The sequence below is a fragment of the Pigmentiphaga sp. CHJ604 genome, assembly GCF_036972535.1.
Taxonomy (GTDB): domain Bacteria; phylum Pseudomonadota; class Gammaproteobacteria; order Burkholderiales; family Burkholderiaceae_B; genus Pigmentiphaga; species Pigmentiphaga daeguensis.
Genome location: NZ_CP136998.1, coordinates 3,610,069 through 3,631,606 on the forward strand (window position 1 = coordinate 3,610,069; position 21,538 = coordinate 3,631,606).

The window sequence follows — 21,538 nt, forward strand, 5'->3', positions numbered from 1 at the left end:
TCCCATCGATGAACTGGATACAACGCGGCACCGCCCATGTGCTGGGCCATGACGTTCCCCACGACGGCGCGGTCATGGCGTTCGACATCGTGCTCTCGCGCAACGCCAATCCCGGCGAACTGATCCCGCATCTCTTCGCCGAACTCGATCCGGGCCTGGCCGGCCGCATCCGTCCCGGCGACCTGATCGTCGCCGGCCGCAACTTCCTGGCCGGCAAGGCGCACAACACCGGCATCATCGCCATGAAGGCGCTGGGCCTGGGCATCCTGTGCGAGTCCATGTCGGTGCGCGCCTTCCAGGGCGTGGTGGCGCTGGCCGTGCCCGCGCTCGCGTCCTGCAGCGGCATCGTGGACGTGCTGTCCGACGGGGAAGAGATCGAAGTGGACTACGCCAACGGCACCGTCACGCGATGCGCCACCGGCCAGGTCCACCGCTACCCGCCGCTGGCACCCGAGATACGCGCCATGATCGGCAACGGCGGCATGCGCGGCGCCCTGCAGGCCCATCTGCGCGCGCATCCCGAACTCGGCCGGCCCTACGCGGAGTAGACTACGGGCCTTTCCTTCGAGGCCCGCCACCATGCCCTTGCAAGCCCACTACGCCAAGACGCTGCCCAAGCCACGCTTCCGCTACACCCCCTGCATCCAGGCCGGCCCCTATTACCAGCTGGCCGGCATGATCGCGCTCGATGCCCAGAGCGGCCAGCTGGAAAGCGGCGGCGTCGCCGCGGAAACGGACAAGATCATGCGCAACATGCTGGGCGCCCTGCCCGAATACGGACTGGCCCTGGACCAGCTCGTCATCGCGCGCATCTTCACCACCCGCTTCGACCAGTTCGCCGAGATCAACCGCGTCTGGGAAGGCTATTTCCCCGAAGGCACGACCCCGCCCGCGCGCACCGCCATGGGCGTCGTGGCCCTGCCGCTGAACGCCACGGTGGAAATCGAGTTCTGCTTCTACCGCGAGGCCTGATCCGCGGTTCGCGAACCAGGCGCTGGCGGCCCGCGAGGCGGACGGCCAGCCGCCCTCAGCCTTGCAGCGCGAGCGCGTTGGGGCCGCCCTTCAGGTAGGCCAGGATGCTGCAGGCAGTGCTGGCCGAGGTCTTCGGATTGGCGGCGGACGGTTCGGCCTGCGTATCGAAGCGGAACTCGCCCAGCACGCCGCGCGCCTCGATCCGGTGGCTGTTGCGCGTGGCGGCGGGATCCGCGACCAGCGTGACCCGGGTGGCGTCCAGCCCGGCTCCCGCGAGGGCGACCGTGGCCGCCACGTTGGCATTCCGCGGATAGCGCCGCGCCACCTCGCGGGCGCTGCCTTCGAACACGACGGCCGGTCCGGCCAAGGCATGTAGATCGCAGGCCTGTTCCGCCGGGGTGCCCAGCCAGGCGCGCGGCGGCTTGATACCGGTATAGCGGACCTCGACCGGGCCGGCGGCGCGGGCCGTGGCCAGCGCGTCCAGGCCGCCGATGGCGCCGCTGATCAGGTGCAGCCGGCGGCCGGTCCTGGCCGCTTCCTCCTTCAACGTCCGCAGCAGGCCGTCGTCGGCCAGCGCACCGGCCGAGACCAGCGCGAAATGGCGGCCGCTGCGCAGCACGTCGGCGCCGTATTGCGCCACGGCGCCCTGGCCCGCCGCCTCGATCACCAGGTCGACTTCCCTTGCCAGCGACGCGATGTCGCCAACCGGTTCGATCGAAGGCGGCAACGATGCCGCCGCCTCGCCTTCCTTGCCCGCGCGCACGACGACATTGCGCACGTCGGCGCAGGCATCGCCGGCCAGGGCATCCAGCAGGCCGCGGGCAATCCCGCCCAGTCCGATCACGGCTATGGTGGGTCGGGTCATTTGAGGTCCGCGTTCATCTGTTTGGAAAAAATCGCCGCGAGCTTGCTGGCGGCATCGAGCAGGGCGCGCTTCATTTTCTCGTCGTCGTAGCCCTGCATGCGCTGCGAAGGCCCGACGATGGACACCGAGAACATCACGCCGACCTGGGAAAGCGGTATGGGCGCGGCCACCGCCACCAGCCCGCGGTCTATCTCCTCCCGGCAATAGGCGATGCCGGTCTTGCGAACCCGCCGCAATTCGTCCCGCAACTGCTGCGGCGAAGTGATCGTGCGATCCGTCAGAGCGGGCAGCGGCTCGTCCAGCAGCGCCTCCCATTCCCGTTCGTCGCGAAACGCCAGGATGGCCTTGGCCGAGGCCGCCGCATGGGGCGGCATGACGTGGCCCGGGTTGACGTAGCCGTGCCAGTCCTTGGGCGGCGTGGCCATGACGATGCTCTCGATGCGATTGCCGCGCAGCATGCTCAGGAAAGCCGTCTCCTGGAACTGCTCGACCAGGCCGTAGAGCACGGTATGGGCGACCGCCGCCATCTGGTCGGGCGAAATCGCCGTTCCCAGCAGCCGGCGCATGCGCCCGCCCAGGAGATAGGTGCGGCGCGCGTTGCCCGCCTCCGCCTCGAACGGCGGTTCGGCGTCCAGGCAGCCGGCGCGGCACAAACCGGCCAGCATCCGGTGCAGCGTGCCCTTGGGCATGTCCAGCGCCGCCTGTATCTCGCCGAACGCCAGCCCGGCGGGATGGCGCGCGACCAGTTCGATCACCTGCATCTGCCGTTCCAGCAGGAACCGGTTCTTCGACGACTCTTCTTCCACATCTCCTCCCAACGTGAGCCAGGCGAAATTTTGCCCGCAATGAAAACGCCTTGACGAAATTACGTGCCAACCTGCATTATGTTCCATACAACGATAGATTAGTTCCGAAAAACGGAACTTTTTTTGCCGGACCCGGGCCGGCTTCCTTTCATCGACCCAGTGCAAGGGGGAACTCCATGCGTAAGAACCATGCTTTGAAGCCGCTCGTGGCCGCCGCCATGGCAGCCGCCGTCCTGGCCGGTCCGGCCCACGCCGCCGACAAGAAAGTCAGCCTGCGGCTGTCGCACAACCTGCCCACCACCAACCCCCTGCACTACGGCGTGCTGGTTCCCTGGGCGCAGTCGATCGAAAAGGACTCGGGCGGCAGCATCGCGATCCAGGTATTCCCCGCGCAGCAACTGGGCCCCGCCAAGGACCACTACAACCTGGCCCGCGACGGCATCGCCGACCTGGCCTTCTACCTGGTGGGTATCGAGCCGGGCCGCTTCCCCATCGTCACCGCCGCCGAGATGCCCTTCCTGGTGTCCGACACCGCCAAGGGCTCGCGGGCGCTGTACGAGTGGTACCAGCCCTACGCCAAGAAAGAGATGGCCGACGTCAAGGTCTGCACCATGTTCTATGACGGCGGCGGCACCATCCATTCCAAGAAGCGCATCGAAAGCCCCACCGACCTGGCCGGCCTGAAGATCCGTTCCCCGAACGTCATGGCGGCCAACTTCTACCGCCTGTCCGGCGCCTCGCCCGTCCAGCTGTCGGCGTCCGACGCGGCCGAAGCCGTCGAACGCGGCGTGGTGGACGCGATCTCGTTCCCCTGGAACCTGCTGCAGGCCCTGGGCGCGGACCGCGCGTTGACCTATCACCTCGACATGAACTTCTATTCGCTGGGCACGGCGATCCTGATGAACAAGTCGTCGTACGGCAAGCTGTCGGCCGACCAGAAGAAGGTCATCGACAACCACTGCAACGCCGACTGGGCCGAGCGCCTGCCCATGCCCTGGTACAACTGGGAACAGGAAGGCCGGGCCGCGCTGCTGAAGAAGCCGGGCCACACGGTCTATACGATCTCGGACGCCAAGGTCGGCGAATGGAAGGCCATGGCCGCCAAGGTCCGCGGCGAATGGGAAAACAGCGTCAAGAAGAACCGCGTCGACGGCGCCAAGGTGTTCGGCGAACTGCAGGACACGCTGAAGAAATACAACGCCGCCTACTGACCGTCCGACGGGCATCGCCATGAAACAACGTCTGCTTGCCTTCCTCGAGTTCGTGCCGTCGGTCCTGCTGCTGTGCATGGCGATACTCACGTCCGCATCGGTGGCCACGCGCTACCTCTTCGCCTACCCGCTTCCGGACGAGTACGAGATCTCGCGCCTGCTCCTGAGCGTGGTGGTGTGCTGGGGCATCGCGGCGGCCTTCCGCCATGACGACCACATCCAGCTCGACATCTTCTGGAGCGCGCTGGGGCCGCGCGCCAAGCGCGTACTGACCCGCATCGGCGCCGCGCTGTGCCTGTGCATCGTCGGCGGCTTCTCCTACGCCCTGGGCACCAAGGTCGTCGACGTCTTCGAAGCGGGGCTGCTGACCGTGGACCTGGAACTGCCGGTCTGGGGCTTCTACACCGCCGCCTGGCTCGGCACCCTGGCCTGCTTCTTCATCCTGCTCCAGCAGGTCATCGCTCCCTCCGAGCCGGAGGCCCACGACGGCCATCCGGACGCCACGGTCTGAACGGACGCACACCATGATCGGCCCCAATCTCGCCATCCTCATCGGCTTCGGCTCCCTGCTGCTGCTCTGCCTGCTGCGCGTCCCCATCGGCCTGGCCATGGGCACCTCCGGCATCCTGGGCTTCGGCCTGATGACCGGCTTCGAGCCCGCCTTCAAACTGCTGTCGCACTCCGTCATTTCCACCTTCTCCGACTACACCATGGGGCTGGTGCCGCTGTTCATCCTGATGGGCACGGTGGCCGTGGCCTCGGGCATGAGCGGAGAACTGTTCCGCGCCGCCCAGCTCTGGCTGGGCAATTTCCGCGGCGGGCTGGCCGTGGCCACGGTGGCCTCGTGCGGCGGTTTCGCCGCCATCTGCGGCTCGTCGGCCGCCACCGCCGCCACCATGACCCGGGTCGCCCTGCCCGAGATGAAAAGGCACGGCTATTCCGAACGGCTGGCCACCGGCGTGATCGCCGCCGGCGGCACGCTGGGCGTGCTGATCCCGCCCTCGATCGCGCTGGCCGTCTACGGCTTGCTGACCCAGCAAAGCGTGGGCCTGCTATTCATGGCCGGCGTCGTGCCGGGCATCATCGCCATCGCCATGTACATGCTGGTGGTCAAGGTCTGGCTGGCCGTGCGCCCGCAGGATGCGCCCGTGGGCCAGCAGGCCGCGATGCGCGAACGCCTGTCCAGCCTGACGCGGCTCGGCCCCATCATGCTGCTCATCCTGTTCGTCATCGGCGGCATCTACGGCGGCCTGTTCACGCCCACCGAGGCCGGCGCCGTGGGCGCGGCCGGCGCCATCGCCATCGTTGCGCTGGGCAAGCGCCTGTCCTGGAAGACTTTGTTCTCGTCGCTGGCGGAAAGCGTCCGCATGGGCGCGGCCATCCTGCTGATCATGGCGGGCGCCGTGCTGTTCGGCTATTTCCTGGCCGTGACCGAAACCCCGCAGAAGGCGGCGCAACTGCTCATCGACGCCGACCTGGGCCGCTACGGCACGCTGCTCGTGATCATCGGCATCATGCTGGTGCTGGGCTGCCTGATCGATGCGCTGGCGGTGGTGATCCTGATCGTGCCGCTGGTCTATCCCATCGTGATGCAACTGGGCTTCGACCCGATCTGGTTCGGCGTGATCGTGACCATGTGCGTGGAGCTGGGCCTGATCACGCCCCCCTTCGGGCTGAACGTGTTCGTGATCAAGGGCCTGTCCAAGCGCACCGACATCTGGACCATCTACAAGGGTGTCACGCCCTTCATCATCGTGGACCTGCTGCGGATCGGCCTGTTGATCGCCTTCCCCAGCCTGGTGCTGTTCCTTCCCGACATGGCGCGCTGAGCGCGTACTAGACGTATCCATGACCATGAAGATTGAGCCGCGCAGCGGCCGACTGGTGCGCGTGCGCACCACCCAGCACGTCGAACTGACCGGATTCCTCGCGCCCGCCCCCTCGGTGGACGCGCCCCTGCTGATCAGCCTGCACGGCCTGAGCGGCAACTTCGACACCAGCTTCACCTTCGACTTCCTGCAAAGCCCCGACCTGGCCGGTGTCCACCTGCTGTCCATCGGCTGCAGCGGCCACGGCAACATCGCCATGTCGCGGGTCGGCGCCGAACCGGCCTACAGGTTGACCGGCTCGGCGTTCGAGTACTTCGACGACTGCATTGCCGACCTGGCCGCGTGGATGGATTTCGCCGCGCAGTTGCACGGCGGCCCCATCGTGCTGATGGGCCATTCCCTGGGCGCCTCGAAAATCCTGCGCTATACCGCCGCCACCGGAGATACGCGCGTGCGCGGTCTGGTGCTGGCCTCGGCCGCCGACCTGCGCGGCGCCTTCTTCGCCCTGCATGGCGAGGAGAAGGCCGCGGCCTTCCTGGCCCAGGCCCGGCAACTGGTGGATGCCGGCCAGGGCCGCGTGCTGATGGGGGAAGACTGTGTCCTGGGCCTGCTGCGACAGCGCATTTCGGCGCAGACCCTGCTGGACCGCTTCGAGGAAGGCCGGCCCGCCGACACCTTCGACTTCCACGGCCGCCGCTCGCCCCAGGCCTTCCGGGATCTCTCGGCGATAACGGCGCCGATCCTGTCGCTGTACGGATCCGAAGGGGAGATCGTCGGCACCGCCGGCGTGCGCGGCGCGATCGAACTGCTGCGCGGCCACGCGACATCCGCGCTATCGTTCTCGTCCGCGGTGCTGGGCGGCAATCATTGGTACGCCGGCCACGAGATCGAGGCCGCCGCCGTCATCGCCAACTGGCTGGCCGGACACGTCCGGGATACAAGGGAACACCATGACTGAGGCACGGGGAATCGCCGCGCTGGCCCAGGGCTACGCCCAGGGCAGCCTGGATCCGGTGGATGTCGCGCGCCGGGCGCTGGACCAGGCCCGGGCGCCCGGCATGGACGCGGTCTTCATCACGCTGCTGGAAGCGCGCGCCCTGGACGAGGCCCGCGCCAGCCAGGCGCGCTGGCGCGAAAACCGGCCGCTCGGGCCGCTGGACGGCGTGCCGCTGGCCTGGAAGGATCTGTTCGACATGGCGGGCACCGTCACCACCTGCGCGTCGGACACGCGGCGGCAGGCCGTGCCCGCCGCCGCCGATGCGCCCGCCGTGCGCGCGCTGGCCGCCGCCGGCATGGTCAGCGTGGGCAAGACCAACCTGAGCGAATTCGCCTTCTCCGGGCTGGGCATCAATCTGCATTTCGGCACGCCGCCCAACCCGCACGATGCCGCGGTCCCGCGCATCCCCGGCGGCTCGTCGTCGGGATCGGCGGTGGCCGTCGCCCGGCAGGTCGTGCCGTGCGCCATGGGCACCGACACCTCGGGCTCGATCCGGGTGCCGGCCGCCCTGAACGGTCTGGTCGGGTGGAAGCCCAGTTCGGCCCGCTACGATCAGCGCGGCGTCTTTCCGCTGGCGCCCTCGCTCGACAGCATCGGCCCACTGGTCCAGACCGTGGCCGATGCCTGCCTGATCGACGACGCCCTGCTGGGCCGCGCGCCCGTACTGCGGGCGAGCGCCGACCGCCCCGCCGCGCGGCTGGTGATTCCCTCGGGCATCGTCATGAGCGAGCTCGAACCGGGCGTGGCCGCCGCGTTCGAGGCCGCGGCCGAGCGCCTGTCCCGGCGCGGCTTCACCGTCGAACGCCGGTCGGTCCCCGCGCTGGACCTGACCCATTACCTGTTCGCCACGTTCGGCACGCTGGTGGGCATCGAGGCGGCCGCCGTACACCGCGAACTGCTGGACGATCCGGCGGCGCTCGCGCGGGTCGACGCCCGCATCGTGCAGCGGCTGCGGCTGGGCCAGGCCATCCCGGCGCCAAGCCGGCAGGCCCTGCGCGACAACCGGCCGCTGCTGGTGTCGGCCTTGGCCACGGCCCTCGCTCCCGGCGAGGCGCTGCTGTTTCCCACCGTGCCCATGGCGGCCCCGCCCATCGCGGCGCTGGCGGCCGATCCGGCCTGGTTCGCGCAATGCAATGCGCGCGTGCTGCGCAACACCATGATAGGCAGCTATCTGGACATGCCCACGCTCGCCCTGCCCTGCGGCACCGACGGCGCCGGCCTGCCCGCCGGCATGAGCCTGGCGATGGCGACCGGCCGCGACGAAGCCCTGCTGGCGCTCGGCCTTGCCGTCGAGCGCGAATTGGCGGCCTAGGACCTGTTCACGCCCAAAGGGGCTCGCCTCACCACTTCCGGCGGCCGGCCAACGTCTCGGCCAGCAGCCGGAAATCGCCCCGCAGCGACCACCAGGGATGGGTGAACGTGGCGGGGCGGTTCTTCTCGAAGAAGAAATGCCCGGTCCAGGCCAGGCCGTACCCGCAGGCCAGCGCGGCCACGAGCAGCCAGGGCTGGCGCAGCCCGGCCGCCAGCAATACCAGCAGCAGGGCCAGGCCCGTACCCGCGACGTGCAGGCGCCGGGATACGGGATGCGCGTGTTCCCCCAGGTAAAACCCGTAGAACTCATCGAAATTGCGATAACGCCGCGCGGCTTCGCGCATGTCCCGTCCTCCCGCAAATACCCATGACTGGGTAGCGCCTTTCTTGCGATCCCCCGTGTATCATCGTGTAACCAAACATCCATCCCGTGGGGGAATCACACCGATGAGAATACTCGCCGAAAAGGGGCAAGCGACCATGCCCTCGGTCCGGTCCGGCAATCATGGCATGCGCCGGGGCCGGGCGGCAGTGGCCGTGATGCTGTTGTCGGCCATGCTGGCCGCCTGCGGTGGCGGCAGCGGCGCCAAGCCGGCTCCCGAGGCCGGCAAGGTATCCGGCATGGTCACCTACGACTTCGTGCCGGCGGTCAAGTCCCAGGGACTGGACTACGCCAAGACCCGTGCGCTGCCGGTGCGCGGCGCCGTGGTGGAAGCCTTCAGCGGAGCCGAGATCCTGGGCAGCACCGTGACCGACGCCCAGGGCAGGTATTCCCTCGTGCTGCCTCCGGGCCGCGAGGTCAAGATCCGGGTGCAGGCGCGCCTGTTGCGCGAAAGCAAGGAAGGCGCCTGGAGCGTGGCGATACGCGACAACACCAAGCCGGGCTACACGGCGGTTCCCACCAACGCGCCCATCTATGCCATGGAAAGCAAGGCGCTGTCCGTGCCCCAGGAAAGCATGGTCCTCGACCTGCACGCGGCGTCGGGCTGGAGCGGCAGCAACACCGCGGGCAGCTACGCCGGCGCCCGCGCGGCCGCGCCCTTCTCCGTGCTGGACCAGGCCTACGGCGCCATGCAGCGCTTCCTGGCCATCGCGCCGGATATCAACTTCCCCCACCTGAACATCTACTGGAGCGAGAACAACGGGCCTGCCGAGGGCGAGCCGAAGAACGGCGACATCGGCACCAGCCACTTCAATTCCGAAGGCCCCGCTCCCGGCCTCTACATCCTGGGCAAGGAAGACGTCGACACCGACGAGTACGACACCGGCGTGCTGGTCCATGAATGGGGCCACTACTTCGAAGGCCGGATCTCGCGCTCGGACTCCGTGGGCGGCTCGCACGGCGCCGGCGACAAGCTCGACATGCGCGTGGCCTGGGGCGAAGGCTGGGGCAACGGGCTGGCCGGCATCGTGCGCAACGATCCCTTCTACGTCGACACCTCGGGCAAGAAGCAGCAGGACAGCTTCTACCTCGACGTCAGCGCACCGCCGGCTCCGCCCGACGATGCCGCCTGGTACAACGAATCGGCAATGCAGTACTTCATCTACCAGCTCGCGCAGCAGCCCGGCGGCTTCGAGACCACGATCTCCATCCTCCGCAACGAGCAGAAGCGCACGCCGGCCTTCACCAGCATCTTCCCGTTCGGCACCGCCCTGGCCAAACACCTCACCGACAGCACCGTGATCGGCAAGGTGAACGCGCTGCTGACCTCGGTCGGCACGCCCACGCTGCACGAGTTGGACGATTGGGGCGGCCCCGCGTCCTACACGATTCCGACCGTGCCGCCGGAAGTCGCCAAACCCTATGTCCGCTTCGATGCGCCCGCCGCCGGCGCCCCCGCGGCCACGCAGCAGGTATGCGTATCCAACCTGCTGGGCGGGGAATACAACAAGCTGGACCAGGGTCGCTTCCTGCGGCTCGAAGTGCCCAGCGCGGGCACCTACCGGCTGAGCGCGACCCTCGTCTCGCCCCCGGCTTTGGTAACCAAGGCCCACTTGTGGCTGTCCCGCCAGGGTGTGAAGATCCAGGAGGACGACGACGCGGTCGAAAGCACGCTCGAAGCCGGCACCTACACCGCCTTCCTGGTGGATACCGCGCTGACCAACGGTGGCGACGACGACGAGGACAGCGCCGCCCCCGACCCCGGCCCCGCCCCGGTCCCCGCCAACACCCGTGTCTGCTACCAGGTGAGTCTCGAACGTACTTCCGCAGGAGCCCTGTAATGCGCCCGCCTCTGAACATCGCCGCCGCCCGCCTGGCCATCCTGCTGGCGGCCGCTCTTCCCATTCTTCCCGCCTGCGCCCATGAAGCCCGGCAAGCGCCCGCGGCGACGGCTCCGGCCACCGGCGCCAACGCCTTCGTGGCGCGTCCAGGCAAGCCCGGCGACCTCGTCGCCGTCTCGGTCCGGGCGCCGTCGGCGCCGCTGGCCACGGGCCCCGCTTCCGTTGGTCTGTCGCTGCGCGGATCGCCGGGGGTGACCCAGGTGGAACTGAAGTACGGCGTCGAAGGCGCGCTGCGCGTGGATGCGGCGTCGCCCACGGTCGTCCCGCTGGATGCCCAGCGGCGCGCCGTCGTCGAGGTGCCCGTCACGGTGTTGGGCACCGGGGTGCACTACCTGAACGTCTACGTCACGGCCAACGGACGGCACAGTGCCTTCTCGGTGCGCCTGGACGCCGGCCAGGCGGCCACCCGGAACCGCAAGCAGTCCGCGCCCGACCAGGGCGACTTCGTCGTGCTGCCGGCGCAGGAAACCCGCTCCGGCGGTACCGCGCAATAGCCCGGTCCCGGGCGGCGCGTCCGCGCCGCCATCCCGCGCACCGGCCGGGCGCCATGCCCGGCCGGCCGCGCAACGCTCAATCCACCTGCACGCCTATCATCTTCGCGATCTCGCCCTGGCGCCGATACTCCTTGTGGACGAAATCGGCGAACTCGCGGCGGCTCATCGGCGAATTGATCGAACCACGCTCTTCCATGGAACGCTCGAACGCCGGATCGCTCAGCACGGCGTTCACCGCCTGGTGCAGGCGATCCAGCCGCTCGGGCGGCGTTCCCTTGGGCACGAACAGACCGTCCCAGGCAAACAGCTCATACCCCGGCACCCCGCTTTCGGACAGCGTGGGCGCGTCCGGCAGCGTGGGAATGCGCTGCGGCGTGGAAACGGCCAGCACCTTGATCTGCTTGCTCTTGGCCAGCGGCACGAGATAGGGCGCGACGTCGATCATGAAGGACACGCGGCCCGACCGTACGTCGGTCGAGGCCGGCGCGCCGCCCTTGTAGGGCACGTGCGTAAGGTCGATCTTCGCCATCTGCTGGAGCAGGCCACAGGCCATGTGCGACGCCGTGCCGTTGCCGGCCGAGGCGCAGGTCAGTTCGCCCGGGTGCTTCTTCGCATAGCCGATCAGTTCCTGCGCGGAATTGAACGGCGAGTCGGGACTGACGAACATCACCATCGAGATGACCGAAAAACGCGCGACCGGCTCGAAATCGTCCGGCGCGTAGCCCACCGCCTTGTACAACCAGTGGTTGGTCGCCATCGTGCCGTTCGTGCCGAACACCACCGTCTGTCCGTCCGGGGCGGCGCGGGCGCCGGCGGCGGTGCCGATGTTGCCCCCAGCCCCAGCCCGGTTGTCGATGATGATGGGCTGGCGCAATTGCTTTTCCATTTCACGCGCATACAGCCTGGCCAGCGTGTCGCCGCCGCCGCCCGCGACGAAAGGGACGATCATGGTCAGCGGACGCTGGGGCCACTCGGCGGCGCCGGCCGCGGCGGCACCCGACGCCATCGCGGCCAGCAGGGCCAGGGTGCCGAGGATGCGGGCCGGCTTCCAGCAGCTCGACCGGGTCGCCGTAGCGGGCGGCAATCGCGACCACCTCGGGATCGCGCAGCGCGCACAGGAAACCCTGGTCGATCAGGGTGTTGCGCCCTGCCGTGACGGTGGCGTCCAGGCACACCAGGTCCATGTGCACGGGCGGCTCTTCCCAGTCGGGCAGCACGCGGCGGATGTAGTCGTTCGGCTTGGCCAGGTCGATGCCGAAATGCAGCGCCCCCGGGGCGTTCGAACCGGCGGGATAGATGGTGTGGCGCGGCGCCTTGGGATTGAAGCCGCAGCCGCCGCCTTCGATCATGCGGCCGCCCACCAGCATGTCGCGCAGGATCTTCGCCTCCTCTGAATTGCCCTCGACCGCGCTGACGTATTCGCCTTCGAAACGCACGGCGATCCGTTCTTCGAAAGGCCGGGCGAAGCCCACTGCCCACTGCGGGTAGATCACGCCCGACATCGGTGTCTTGACGGCGTGGTCGTTGCGCACCGCCGTCCGGTCCCAGAGGTTGGGACCGTGGGTCGGCAGGTAGTGCACGTAGCAGCCGGGCTCCTCGGCCGTCGTCACGCCGCGCCAACGATTGGACGACAGCATCGTGTCGCGCGTTTCCGGCGTGAAGCCGATGCGGAAATCGGTCCCGCGCGCGTCGGTGAAATGCAGGTCGAAATCCTCTCCCTTGGGATAGCGGCCGGCCGTGGCCCGGCACAGCGCCCCCACGATCTCGCTCGGAAAGCGCGCCTGCGGCGTGTGCAGCAGGTCGAGATTGCGGAAGTAGGTGATCTTCACCCAGCGCTGCCCCTGCTTGCGCATCGCGATGCAGAACGGGTCCTCGATCGAACAGAACCAGGTGGACACCACGAAGTCCGCCTGCTCGAGCAGGCCTTTCACGGGCTCCGGCACCTCGGTCACGCGCGAATTGGGTTCGGTATAGACGCGCACCTGCGCGCCGCGCGCCTTGGCCAGCCCCACCACCGCATCGACCACCCGGGTATCGAGCAATTGATCGGTCAGCATCAACACGCGCTCGCCCGGCCGGATGGCGAACACCTTGGCGAAGTTATCCAGCGCCTGGAAGAAGTGCTTGGTCTGCACGACGGAGTCGGCCAGCGCAGGCGGCAGGCCCACGAAGGCGGAAGATGGGATCATGGCTTCCTCTTTCTTAGATCTATAATTAAATTGCATGCAAATTATTGGGTAATTTTCTTTTTTATTCAATATCAATCTAATTTTGCATGCAAATCAGTATGATCCCGACATAGCGGTTACTATCCCCCGCACCAAGGACTACGACGCTCGTCCCCGGCAGATGGCCACTCAAATACACACCGTCGCAGGCGAACTGCGCCGACGCATCATGTCCGGCACCTATCCGCCCGGCGAACGGCTGGTCGAACTGCAGCTCGCGGCGGACCTGGGCGTCTCGCGCACGCCCATCCGCCTCGCGTTCGAGGAACTGGTCAAGGAAGGCCTGCTGGAGCGGCTACCGACCCGTGGCTTCCGGGTCAAGGCGGTGGACCTGGACGACCTTGCCAACGCCCTGGACGTACGCGGCACGCTGGAAGGCATGGCGGCGCGGCTGGTGGCCGAGCAAGGCGCGCGGCCGGAGGTGACGCAGGCCCTGCGCGATTGCGTGGAGGAAGGCTGGAGCCTGCTCGAGGATGCGGCCGGCAACGGCTATCGCGTGGAAACGCCTCGCTGGTCCGCCATGAACGAGAAATTCCATGCCGTGCTGATCCAGGCCGCGGGCAACCCGCCGCTGGCCAGCGCGCTGGCGCACGTCTCGCAGATCCCGCTGGTGGGCGCGGCCGTGCTGGGCCTGGGCCTGGACGACACCATGCCGCAACCCGAATACGCCTACATCCATCGCGCCCAGCAGGACCACGACGACATCGTCGCGGCCATCGAACTGGGCGAAGGCGCACGCGCCGAAAACCTGATGCGCGAACACGTGCGCCGCAGCCGCGACAACAAGCGCCGCATCTACCAGCTCCGCATCGATGCCCTGCGCCGTCCGGCCAGGTAAGGACATGGCGCGGCCGCTACAATAGGGCCATTGCAAACTATCGCGGAACAGGTGGTCACATGGCTCGCATGATTTATTGCGTCAAGCTCAAGAAAGAAGCCGAAGGTCTGGACTTCCCTCCCTACCCGGGCGAACTCGGCACCAAGATCTGGCAGAACATTTCCAAGCAGGCCTGGCAGGAGTGGGTCCAGACCCAGACCCGCCTCGTCAACGAAAACCGCCTGAACCTCGCCGACGCCCGCGCCCGCAAGTACCTGCAACAGCAGATGCAGCGCTATCTATTCGAAGACGGCAACGTCGAAGCACAAGGCTACGTCCCGCCGAATTAAGCCCCCCCGTACTAAGCCCCCCCCTACGCCCTTCGGGCGCCCCCCAGGGGGCGGCGCTGGCGGACCGGCAAAGCCGGATCCGCTGCGCCCTGGGTCTGGGGACGCTCACGGAAGAAAGACGGCCTTGCTTGTACGCAAGGCCGTTTTCATTTTCAACCGAACCAGCTGCCAGGCAGTATCGCCAGTCCCCGCCAGCCCGTTGTTACCCCAGGATGCGGTGGATCCGGCTCCGCCGGTCCACCCGAATCGCCCCCTGGGGGGCGCCCGAAGGGCGTAGGGGGGGTCCACTACCCCGCCGCGGCTTCCCGCTCGACGTTGTCCACGCCCGTGTGGCGCACGTCGCGGCCCTTGACCATGTAGACCACGAGCTCGCACATGTTCTTGGCGTGGTCGCCGATGCGCTCGAGCGCCTTGGCGATGAACAGCAGTTCGATGGAACGCGAGATCTTGCGCGGGTCTTCGATCATGTAGGTGATCAACTGGCGGATCACCCCCTGCCACTCCGAGTCCACCGACTTGTCCTGGCGGACGACCTGGGCCGCGGCCTGGGCGTCCAGGCGGGCGAAGGCGTCCAGGGCCTTGCGCAGCATCGTGACGACGGTGTTGGCCATGTGCCAGAGCTCGACGGCGGGCATGTTGACGCGGCCGGCCTCGTGGATGAGCTTGGCCATGCGGGCGATCTTCTCGGCCTCGTCGCCGGCGCGCTCCATGTCGGTGATCATCTTGATGACCGTGATGATCATGCGCAGGTCGCCCGCGGTGGGCTGGCGGCGGGCCAGGATGTGGCTGCACGCCTCGTCCAGGTCCACCTCGAAGCGGTTGACCTCGGTATCGCGCACGATCACGCGCTCCAGCGCGGCGAGATCGCCGTTGGCCAGGCCATCGATGGCGCCGGTGATCTGGGATTCGACCAGGCCTCCCATCTGCAGGAAGCGCGACCGGACCTCCTCGAGTTCGGCGTCGTATTGTTTGTGGGTATGTTCAGTCATGCCGGCTCCCAGCGGAAGAACAATGGGCCTGGCCGTTTGTGCCCCGGCCGCATGGGCAATGCACCGCGCAGTTTATGAACGTCATGTGACAGGAATATGTCTCCGACGTCGGCCGCGCGGTCAATGTAGGCTAGGCGTGGCGCGGCTTGTCCAGCCGGCGCACGCCGGACTGCGTGGCCAGCAGGGCCACGTCCGCGCCGCGCAGCGCGAACAGGCCGCAGGTCACCACGCCAGGCAGGTCGTTGATCACCTTTTCCATGCCCTGGGCCTCGGCGATCTGCATGCCGTGCACGTCCAGGATGACGTTGCCGTTGTCGGTGACGAACCCTTCGCGCAGCCGGGGCTGCCCGCCCAGCAGGCGCAGCGCCCGGGCTACCGCCTCGCGGGCCATGGGTATCACCTCGACCGGAAGCGGAAAGGCCCCCAGTTGCCCGACCAGCTTGGATTCGTCGGCGATGCAGATGAAGCGCTCGGCCACCGAGGCGACGATCTTCTCGCGGGTCAGCGCGCCGCCGCCGCCCTTGATCATGTGCAGGTGGTCGTCGATCTCGTCCGCGCCGTCGACGTAGATGGGCATGAACGCCACGTCGTTCAGGTCGAACACCGGCAGCCCGTGGCCGGCCAGGCGCGCCGCGCTGCGCTCGGAACTGGCGACCGTGCCGCGGATGCGCCCCTTGTAGGCGGCCAGTCCGTCGATGAACAGGTCGGCCGTCGACCCCGTGCCGACTCCGATGACCACGTCGGGCGCCGCCATTTCGGCGACGAAGGCAAGCGCCGCGTCGGCCGCCTGCTGTTTCAGTTCCTGTTGAGAAAGCATAATAGGTGGTGCAAAGTCGGTGCTAAGGGTTGCCAGCAGACACTTTAGCACTTGGACGCGCGAACGCCACCGGCGTTCCGGTCGAGGCGCGGGCACGCGCGCAGTGAAGGGGCATTATGCTGATAGAAATAGACGTCACCACCACACTCCTGGTCGCCATCGTGGTGCTGTTGATCGGGCGCTGGCTGATCGGCCGCATCCCCCCGCTGCAACGCTACAACATCCCCGAGCCGGTGGTGGGCGGGATGCTGGCGGCCATCGCCATCACGATCGCCAAGGTCGCCGCCGGCACCGAGCTGTCGTTCGACATGGCGCTGCAGACTCCCTTCATGCTGGCCTTCTTCGCCACGGTGGGCCTGGGCGCCGACGTCAGGACGCTGGTGCGCGGCGGCCGTGGGGTGGTCCTGTTCCTGGTCGCCATCGCCATCATGCTCGTGCTGCAGAACGCCATCGGCCTGGCCGGCGCCTTCAGCATGGACCTTCATCCCCTGAACGGGCTGCTGGCCGGCTCGATCACGATGCTGGGCGGCCACGGGACCGGCGCGGCCTATGCCACCCAGTTCTCCGACGTCGACAACCTGCAGGGCGCCATGGAGCTGGCCATGGCCTGCGCGACGTTCGGCCTGGTGCTGGGCGGCATCATAGGCGGACCCGTGGCCCAGCGCCTCATCACGCGCCACGGCCTGACGCCGGGCGACGGCAGCTCGGCGCCATCCGGCCAGGCCGGCGCCGACGCGCCTTCCCAGGCGCCCCGGCCGCTGACCCTGCCGCTCTTTCTCGAGACCCTGCTGCTGATCGTGGCGTGCGTGGTGGTCGGCAGCACGCTGGGGGAGCTCATGAAAGGCAGGCTGCTGACCCTGCCTCCCTTCGTCTGGACCCTGTTCACCGGCGTCGTGCTGCGTAACGTACTGGGGCTGGCCCGCATCCGCGAAGTCGACGACGACGCGGTGCAACTGTTCGGCGGCGTGGCGCTATCGCTGTTCCTGACCATGGCGCTGATCTCGCTGCGGCTGTGGGAGCTCGTGTCGCTGGCGCTGCCCATCCTGGCGATCCTGGCGGTGCAGACGGCCTTCGTCGCGGCCTATACCAGTCTGGTCACCTTCCGCATCATGGGCGCCAACTACGACGCGGCGGTGCTGGCCGCCGGCGCCTGCGGCATCGGCCTGGGCGCCACGCCCACCGCCATCGCCAACATGCAGGCGGTCACGAACAAGTACGGCCCCTCGCCCCAGGCCTTCCTGATCCTGCCCATCGTCGGCGCATTCCTGATCGACATCACCAACGCGCTGGTCATCCAGGGTTATCTCGGCCTGCCTCTTTTCGGCTTCTGACAGCGAGCGCAACCATGATCCGACGATTGCTTCTTCTCGTCCTGGCCGCCCTGCTGCTGTCGGGCTGCAGCCGCGGGCCCGACCAGTCTCAGGTCCGGGCCGCCGTGGAGAACCGCCTGCAGGCGGTCTTCGCCAAACCGGTGCTGGACGTGGAATCCCTGCGGCGCCTGGGCAGCGGCCCGCTGGCCGATGCGCCCGATGGCGCGGCCCGCCGCATCATCTATTTCAACGGGCGCTTCCGCCTGGCCCGCGACTATGCCTTCGGCGACTGGCAATCGCTCAATCCGGCCGCGCTGGCCACGCTGCTGGGCGCGACCGAACGCGGCGTCGAAGGTATCGCGCGCGACGGCAACCGCGCCGGCGACATCCTGCTGGTACGCGGTTCGGTCACGTTCCGCGAAGGGCCCGACGGATGGCAGCCGGTGGATTTCGTGCCGCCACCGCAGGCCACGGCCAGCCAGGCCGCCGCCGGTTCGCCGGCCCGTGCCACCATCGAACGCATCCAGAACCTGTTCAACACGCTGCCCCCCAACAGCCCGCGCGCCCGCGCCATCATCACCGAGGAACTGGCGGCGGCCGACCGGCAGATCACGCGTCGCCTGGACCGGCTGCGCCGCGCCTTCGTGGTCGCGGGCGGACCGCAAGCCGGCGAGTACGACCTGGTCGCCCGCACCATCGCGGCGCGCCTGACGGCGCAAGGTTTCAGCGCCAGCGGCTCGTCCACCCAGGGCAGCATCGAGAACCTCCAGTTGCTCCAGCGAGGCGCGGCCAACATCGCGCTCGCGCAGGGCGACATCGCCAGGCAGGCCTACCTGGGACAGGACGCCTTCGGCGGCACGGCCCACAACCCCAGCCTGCGCGCCATCGCCAGCCTGTACCCGGAAGCCTTCCACATCGCCGTGCTGGCCGACGGCCCGGTCCAGTCCATCGCCGATCTGCGTGGACGACGGCTCGATGCCGGCCTGGCCGCGTCCGGCAGCCGCGCCTCGACGCTGCAGGTACTGGCCGCGCACGGAGTGCCGGAAAACAGCGTGGAACTCGTCGCCAGCGCCGACTTCGACCAGGCGGTGCAAGCCCTGCTCGACAGGCGCGTCGACGCGATCGCCAGCGTGATCCATGCGCCCGCGCGGCAACTGCAGCGCCTGGCCGCCGACCACCGGGTGCGCATCCTGCCATTGTCCCCGCCCGCGATCGCGCAGCTCGCGCGGGACGATCCCGCCTTCGTGCGCCTCGTGCTCGCGCCCGGCACCTATCCGGGCCAGGGCGCGCCCATCGCCACGGTGGGCGTCACCGCGTTGCTGGTCACCGGCGCCGACACGCCCGCGGACGAAGTGCGCAGCGTATTGCAGGCGGTGTTCGAACAGGCCGACTTCGTGGCGGCTGGCAGCCCGGCCGGCGGACAGATCACGCGCGCGACCGCCCGCGAAGGCGTGACCATCCCCATGCACGAGGCCGCCGACCGCTATTTCCAGGCGGCCCCGGCGCCGCGCTAGATCGCGTCAATCCCCCGGCGGCCACGCGCGGGCCAGCAGTTCCGCGCACACGGCGTCGCCGTGGCCGGTGTCGCTGTCGCCGTACAGCCAGCTGGCCTGCGCCAGCCGGGCCGCCACGAAGGCTTCTCCCACCAGGCCGCCCGGCGCCTCCAGCAACTGCGCTGCCTGCATCAGTCCGGCCAACAGGCCGGCGATGCGGCGCGCCTTGAACTCGGCCTGGCCGTCGCCCGCGCACAGGTCCATCCAGGTCTGCCAGGCCGAGCGGAACTCCGGGCTGCCGCCGCCGCGCTCGCGCAGGTGCTCGCCCAGTGCCTCGAACGCCTGGGGATCCCGGCGGATCGCGCGCAGCACGTCCAGGCACATGACGTTGCCCGATCCTTCCCAGATCGCGTTGACGGGCGCCTCGCGGTAGAGCCTGGGCATCGGACCGTCCTCGACGTAGCCGTTGCCGCCGCAGGCCTCCATGCATTCGGCAATGGCCGACACGGCGCGTTTGCAGACCCAGTACTTGGCCGCCGGCGTGACGATGCGCCGTATGGCCCGCTCCAGCGGCGCATCGGACTCGAAGGCGCGCGCCAGCCGCAGCCCCAGCGCGGTCGCGGCCTCGCTTTCCAGGGCGAGATCAGCCAGGACGTGGCGCATCAGGGGCTGCTCGCGTAGCGGCCGGCCGAACGCCTGGCGCCGCGAGCAGAAGTGCAGCGCCTGGACCGTGGCCTGCCGCAGCAGCGCGGCGCTGCCCAGCACGCAGTCCAGCCGCGTGTAGGTGGCCATCTCCACGATGGTGGCCACGCCACGCCCCGGCTCGCCCAGCATGGCGCCCCATGCGCCGTGGAATTCGACCTCGGCGCTGGCGTTGCTGCGATTGCCCAGCTTGTCCTTCAGGCGCTGGATGCGCACGCCGTTGCGGCGGCCGTCGGGCGCGTAGCGCGGCACGAAGAAGCACGACAGCCCTTCATCGGCCTGGGCCAGCACCAGGTGGGCGTCGGACTGGGGCACCGAATAGAACCACTTGTGGCCCTCGAGCAGATAGCCCCGCCCCCGGCCGGAAGCTCCGCATGGCACGGCCCGTGTCGTATTGGTCCGCACGTCCGAACCGCCCTGCTTCTCGGTCATCCCCATGCCGATCAGCACGCCGCGCTTGCCGGCCACCGGGGCATCCGACGCGTCGTAGTGGCGGGCATGAAGGCGCGGCAGCCAGTCACGGGCGAAGTCGACCTCTCCGGCCGGTTCGCCCGCCAGCACGGGAATCGCGCCGAAGGTCATGGTGGTCGGGCAGAGCGTGCCTGCCTCGACCTGGCCCTGCATGAGGTAGCCTGCCGCGCGCTCGACCATGGCGCCCGGCGCGGGCGCCGCCCATGGCGCGGAATGCAGGCCGCGCGCGACGATGTCTGTCATCAGGACATGCCAGGCGGGATGGAAGCGCACCTCGTCGATGCGGCGCCCGACCGGATCCAGGGGCACGAAGCGCGGCGGGTGCTCGTTGGCGTCGCGCCCGGCGTCCATGGCCTCGCGGCTGCCCAGCCAGCGGCCCTGCTCGCGCAGGGATGCCTCGGCATGGCCGGCCCCTTCGCGCCGGACCGCTTCCCGCAGCGCGGGGTCGGTGTCGTACAGGTTGTAGCCGCTGCGCGGCTCCACCACGTTGAACGCGTCGTCCCGGTCGCTGTCCGTCATGATCGCTCCCCGCCGTCGCGGCGGCTTGGCCGCCATGCCCGCAGTGTAGCGCCGACCGCCGCGGACTCAGGCCGCCACGGTCTCGGCCGGATCGCCGTCGCGCAGCCTGGCCACGTCGCGCAGGGGCGGCGAGCCGAACAGGCGGCTGTATTCGCGGCTGAACTGGGAAGCACTTTCATAGCCGACCCGGCGCGCCGCGCTGCCGGCGTCCAGCAACTCGGACAGCATCAGCATGCGGGCCTCGCGCAGGCGCAGCTGCTTCTGGAACTGCAGCGGGCTCATGGCCGTGACGGCCTTGAAATGATGATGCAGCGAGGACGGGCTCATGTTCACCGCCTGGGCGAGCGCCTCGATGCGCAGCGGCTCGGTGTAGTTTTCCTTGATCCAGGCAATGGCGCGGGCGATCTGGCTGGAAGCCCCGGCCGACAGGGCCGCCTGGCGCAGCCGCCGCCCCAGTTCGCCGGTCAGCACCCGGTACAGGATCTCGCGCTCGGCCAGCGGCCCGAGCACCGGCAGGTGCTCGGGCGTATCCAGCAGGCGCACCAGGCGCAGCATGGGCTCGATCAGGGCCAGCGGCGTCGTCCCGACCGCCAGCCCACGCATGCCGGGAGCCTCGGGAGCAGATGGCAGGCCGTGCTCGCCCACCAGTTCGCCCAGGCGCTGCGGGTCGATGTCCAGCGCCACGCACAGATACGGTTCGGCCCGCGACGCGCAGGTGATGCGGGCCTGCACCGGCAGGTCGAACGAGGACAGCAGGAAGTGGCGCTCGTCGTACTCGTAGACGGCTTCGCCCAGTTCGACGCGCTTGGCGCCCTGCGCGGCGATCGTGAGCGAAGGACGATAGAAGCCGCAGTTCGATCCCGAGGGACCGGAGAAGCGCACGAACGACAGCCCCGGATACGCGCTGGGATGCGTCCCGTCGACCGGCGCGTGCCGCGCGATGCAGCTGGCCAGCTCGCGCCGCGCGGCGGCCAGCCGCCCTGGGGCTTCGTCCGATGCAACGGTATCGAGGGGAAGAGCCGGCTGGGACATGGTCATCGCGGGAAGCAGGCGCGGAGCGACGATATTGCCATG

Annotated in this window: 22 protein-coding genes; 13 read left to right on the top strand and 9 right to left on the bottom strand. The window is 68.9% G+C overall.

What is annotated here, in order from left to right:
• Positions 1 to 8: 8 nt before the first annotated feature.
• Both R4823_RS17430 and R4823_RS17435 read left to right on the top strand, forming a co-directional pair.
• Positions 9 to 548, top strand: coding sequence for a hypothetical protein (locus tag R4823_RS17430; RefSeq protein WP_279817269.1), 540 nt, complete (start codon positions 9 to 11; stop codon positions 546 to 548).
• A gap of 31 nt (positions 549 to 579) precedes the next feature.
• Positions 580 to 972, top strand: coding sequence for a RidA family protein (locus R4823_RS17435; protein ID WP_087841303.1), 393 nt, complete (start codon positions 580 to 582; stop codon positions 970 to 972).
• 55 nt (positions 973 to 1,027) lie between these two features.
• Here the strand turns inward: R4823_RS17435 and R4823_RS17440 are convergent, their stop codons facing one another.
• Both R4823_RS17440 and R4823_RS17445 read right to left on the bottom strand, forming a co-directional pair.
• Complete coding sequence (locus R4823_RS17440) at positions 1,028 to 1,837, bottom strand: aspartate dehydrogenase (protein WP_087841304.1); 810 nt, start codon at positions 1,835 to 1,837, stop codon at positions 1,028 to 1,030.
• Entirely contained in the window at positions 1,834 to 2,643 is an 810-nt protein-coding gene (locus R4823_RS17445) for an IclR family transcriptional regulator (protein WP_207958667.1), read from the bottom strand. Before R4823_RS17445 ends, R4823_RS17440 begins: the two co-directional genes overlap by 4 nt.
• A 176-nt stretch (positions 2,644 to 2,819) precedes the next feature.
• Here R4823_RS17445 and R4823_RS17450 point away from each other — a divergent pair, with 176 nt between their 5' ends.
• The 5 genes from R4823_RS17450 to R4823_RS17470 are packed head-to-tail and all read left to right on the top strand — an operon-like array spanning position 2,820 to position 7,992.
• The gene (locus tag R4823_RS17450; protein ID WP_207958666.1) at positions 2,820 to 3,854 is read left to right on the top strand and encodes a TRAP transporter substrate-binding protein; all 1,035 of its coding nucleotides are present in this window, start codon (positions 2,820 to 2,822) and stop codon (positions 3,852 to 3,854) included.
• 19 nt (positions 3,855 to 3,873) lie between these two features.
• On the top strand, positions 3,874 to 4,365 hold the full coding sequence (locus R4823_RS17455; protein WP_338615604.1) for a TRAP transporter small permease: 492 nt from the start codon (positions 3,874 to 3,876) through the stop codon (positions 4,363 to 4,365).
• A 13-nt stretch (positions 4,366 to 4,378) separates the two neighbouring features.
• Positions 4,379 to 5,683, top strand: coding sequence for a TRAP transporter large permease (locus R4823_RS17460; RefSeq protein WP_338615605.1), 1,305 nt, complete (start codon positions 4,379 to 4,381; stop codon positions 5,681 to 5,683).
• Positions 5,684 to 5,702: 19 nt separating this feature from the next.
• Positions 5,703 to 6,641, top strand: coding sequence for an alpha/beta fold hydrolase (locus R4823_RS17465; protein ID WP_338615606.1), 939 nt, complete (start codon positions 5,703 to 5,705; stop codon positions 6,639 to 6,641).
• Positions 6,634 to 7,992 carry an amidase family protein gene (locus R4823_RS17470; protein ID WP_338615608.1) on the top strand — a complete coding sequence of 453 codons (1,359 nt, stop codon included), beginning with the start codon at positions 6,634 to 6,636 and terminating at the stop codon, positions 7,990 to 7,992. The genes R4823_RS17465 and R4823_RS17470 overlap by 8 nt, the downstream gene beginning before the upstream one ends.
• A gap of 28 nt (positions 7,993 to 8,020) precedes the next feature.
• Here the strand turns inward: R4823_RS17470 and R4823_RS17475 are convergent, their stop codons facing one another.
• Positions 8,021 to 8,335, bottom strand: coding sequence for a DUF962 domain-containing protein (locus tag R4823_RS17475; RefSeq protein ID WP_087841309.1), 315 nt, complete (start codon positions 8,333 to 8,335; stop codon positions 8,021 to 8,023).
• A gap of 103 nt (positions 8,336 to 8,438) precedes the next feature.
• On the opposite strand from R4823_RS17475, the gene R4823_RS17480 reads away from it, so the two are divergent.
• Both R4823_RS17480 and R4823_RS17485 read left to right on the top strand, forming a co-directional pair.
• Complete coding sequence (locus R4823_RS17480; RefSeq protein WP_338615609.1) at positions 8,439 to 10,214, top strand: hypothetical protein; 1,776 nt, start codon at positions 8,439 to 8,441, stop codon at positions 10,212 to 10,214.
• The gene (locus tag R4823_RS17485) at positions 10,214 to 10,768 is read left to right on the top strand and encodes a hypothetical protein (RefSeq protein ID WP_087841311.1); all 555 of its coding nucleotides are present in this window, start codon (positions 10,214 to 10,216) and stop codon (positions 10,766 to 10,768) included. The genes R4823_RS17480 and R4823_RS17485 overlap by 1 nt, the downstream gene beginning before the upstream one ends.
• 76 nt (positions 10,769 to 10,844) lie before the next feature.
• Here R4823_RS17485 and R4823_RS17490 read toward each other — a convergent pair whose 3' ends face one another.
• Both R4823_RS17490 and R4823_RS17495 read right to left on the bottom strand, forming a co-directional pair.
• Complete coding sequence (locus tag R4823_RS17490) at positions 10,845 to 11,717, bottom strand: tripartite tricarboxylate transporter substrate binding protein (RefSeq protein ID WP_338615610.1); 873 nt, start codon at positions 11,715 to 11,717, stop codon at positions 10,845 to 10,847.
• Positions 11,656 to 12,957 (bottom strand): hypothetical protein, encoded by a 1,302-nt coding sequence (locus tag R4823_RS17495; protein ID WP_338615611.1) that lies wholly within the window; start codon positions 12,955 to 12,957, stop codon positions 11,656 to 11,658. The genes R4823_RS17490 and R4823_RS17495 overlap by 62 nt, the downstream gene beginning before the upstream one ends.
• A 160-nt stretch (positions 12,958 to 13,117) precedes the next feature.
• Here R4823_RS17495 and R4823_RS17500 point away from each other — a divergent pair, with 160 nt between their 5' ends.
• Complete coding sequence (locus R4823_RS17500; RefSeq protein ID WP_132980100.1) at positions 13,118 to 13,834, top strand: GntR family transcriptional regulator; 717 nt, start codon at positions 13,118 to 13,120, stop codon at positions 13,832 to 13,834.
• A gap of 59 nt (positions 13,835 to 13,893) precedes the next feature.
• The gene (locus tag R4823_RS17505; RefSeq protein ID WP_087841315.1) at positions 13,894 to 14,163 is read left to right on the top strand and encodes an oxidative damage protection protein; all 270 of its coding nucleotides are present in this window, start codon (positions 13,894 to 13,896) and stop codon (positions 14,161 to 14,163) included.
• A gap of 287 nt (positions 14,164 to 14,450) precedes the next feature.
• Here the strand turns inward: R4823_RS17505 and phoU are convergent, their stop codons facing one another.
• Together phoU and rpiA are read right to left on the bottom strand one after the other, a co-directional pair.
• On the bottom strand, positions 14,451 to 15,152 hold the full coding sequence (gene phoU, locus R4823_RS17510; protein WP_124690040.1) for a phosphate signaling complex protein PhoU: 702 nt from the start codon (positions 15,150 to 15,152) through the stop codon (positions 14,451 to 14,453).
• Positions 15,153 to 15,282: 130 nt separating this feature from the next.
• Positions 15,283 to 15,969, bottom strand: coding sequence for a ribose-5-phosphate isomerase RpiA (gene rpiA / locus R4823_RS17515; protein WP_338615613.1), 687 nt, complete (start codon positions 15,967 to 15,969; stop codon positions 15,283 to 15,285).
• A gap of 116 nt (positions 15,970 to 16,085) precedes the next feature.
• On the opposite strand from rpiA, the gene gltS reads away from it, so the two are divergent.
• Positions 16,086 to 17,300 (top strand): sodium/glutamate symporter, encoded by a 1,215-nt coding sequence (gene gltS, locus R4823_RS17520; RefSeq protein WP_243724590.1) that lies wholly within the window; start codon positions 16,086 to 16,088, stop codon positions 17,298 to 17,300.
• 14 nt (positions 17,301 to 17,314) lie between these two features.
• Positions 17,315 to 18,793: a TAXI family TRAP transporter solute-binding subunit gene (locus tag R4823_RS17525; RefSeq protein WP_087841318.1), complete on the top strand. Its 1,479-nt coding sequence runs from the start codon at positions 17,315 to 17,317 to the stop codon at positions 18,791 to 18,793.
• A gap of 6 nt (positions 18,794 to 18,799) precedes the next feature.
• Here R4823_RS17525 and R4823_RS17530 read toward each other — a convergent pair whose 3' ends face one another.
• A complete protein-coding gene (locus R4823_RS17530) occupies positions 18,800 to 20,464 on the bottom strand; it encodes an isovaleryl-CoA dehydrogenase (protein ID WP_338615614.1) in 1,665 nt (554 codons plus the stop codon).
• 66 nt (positions 20,465 to 20,530) lie between these two features.
• The gene (locus R4823_RS17535) at positions 20,531 to 21,496 is read right to left on the bottom strand and encodes an AraC family transcriptional regulator (RefSeq protein ID WP_087841511.1); all 966 of its coding nucleotides are present in this window, start codon (positions 21,494 to 21,496) and stop codon (positions 20,531 to 20,533) included.
• Between the last annotated feature and the right edge of the window lie 42 nt (positions 21,497 to 21,538).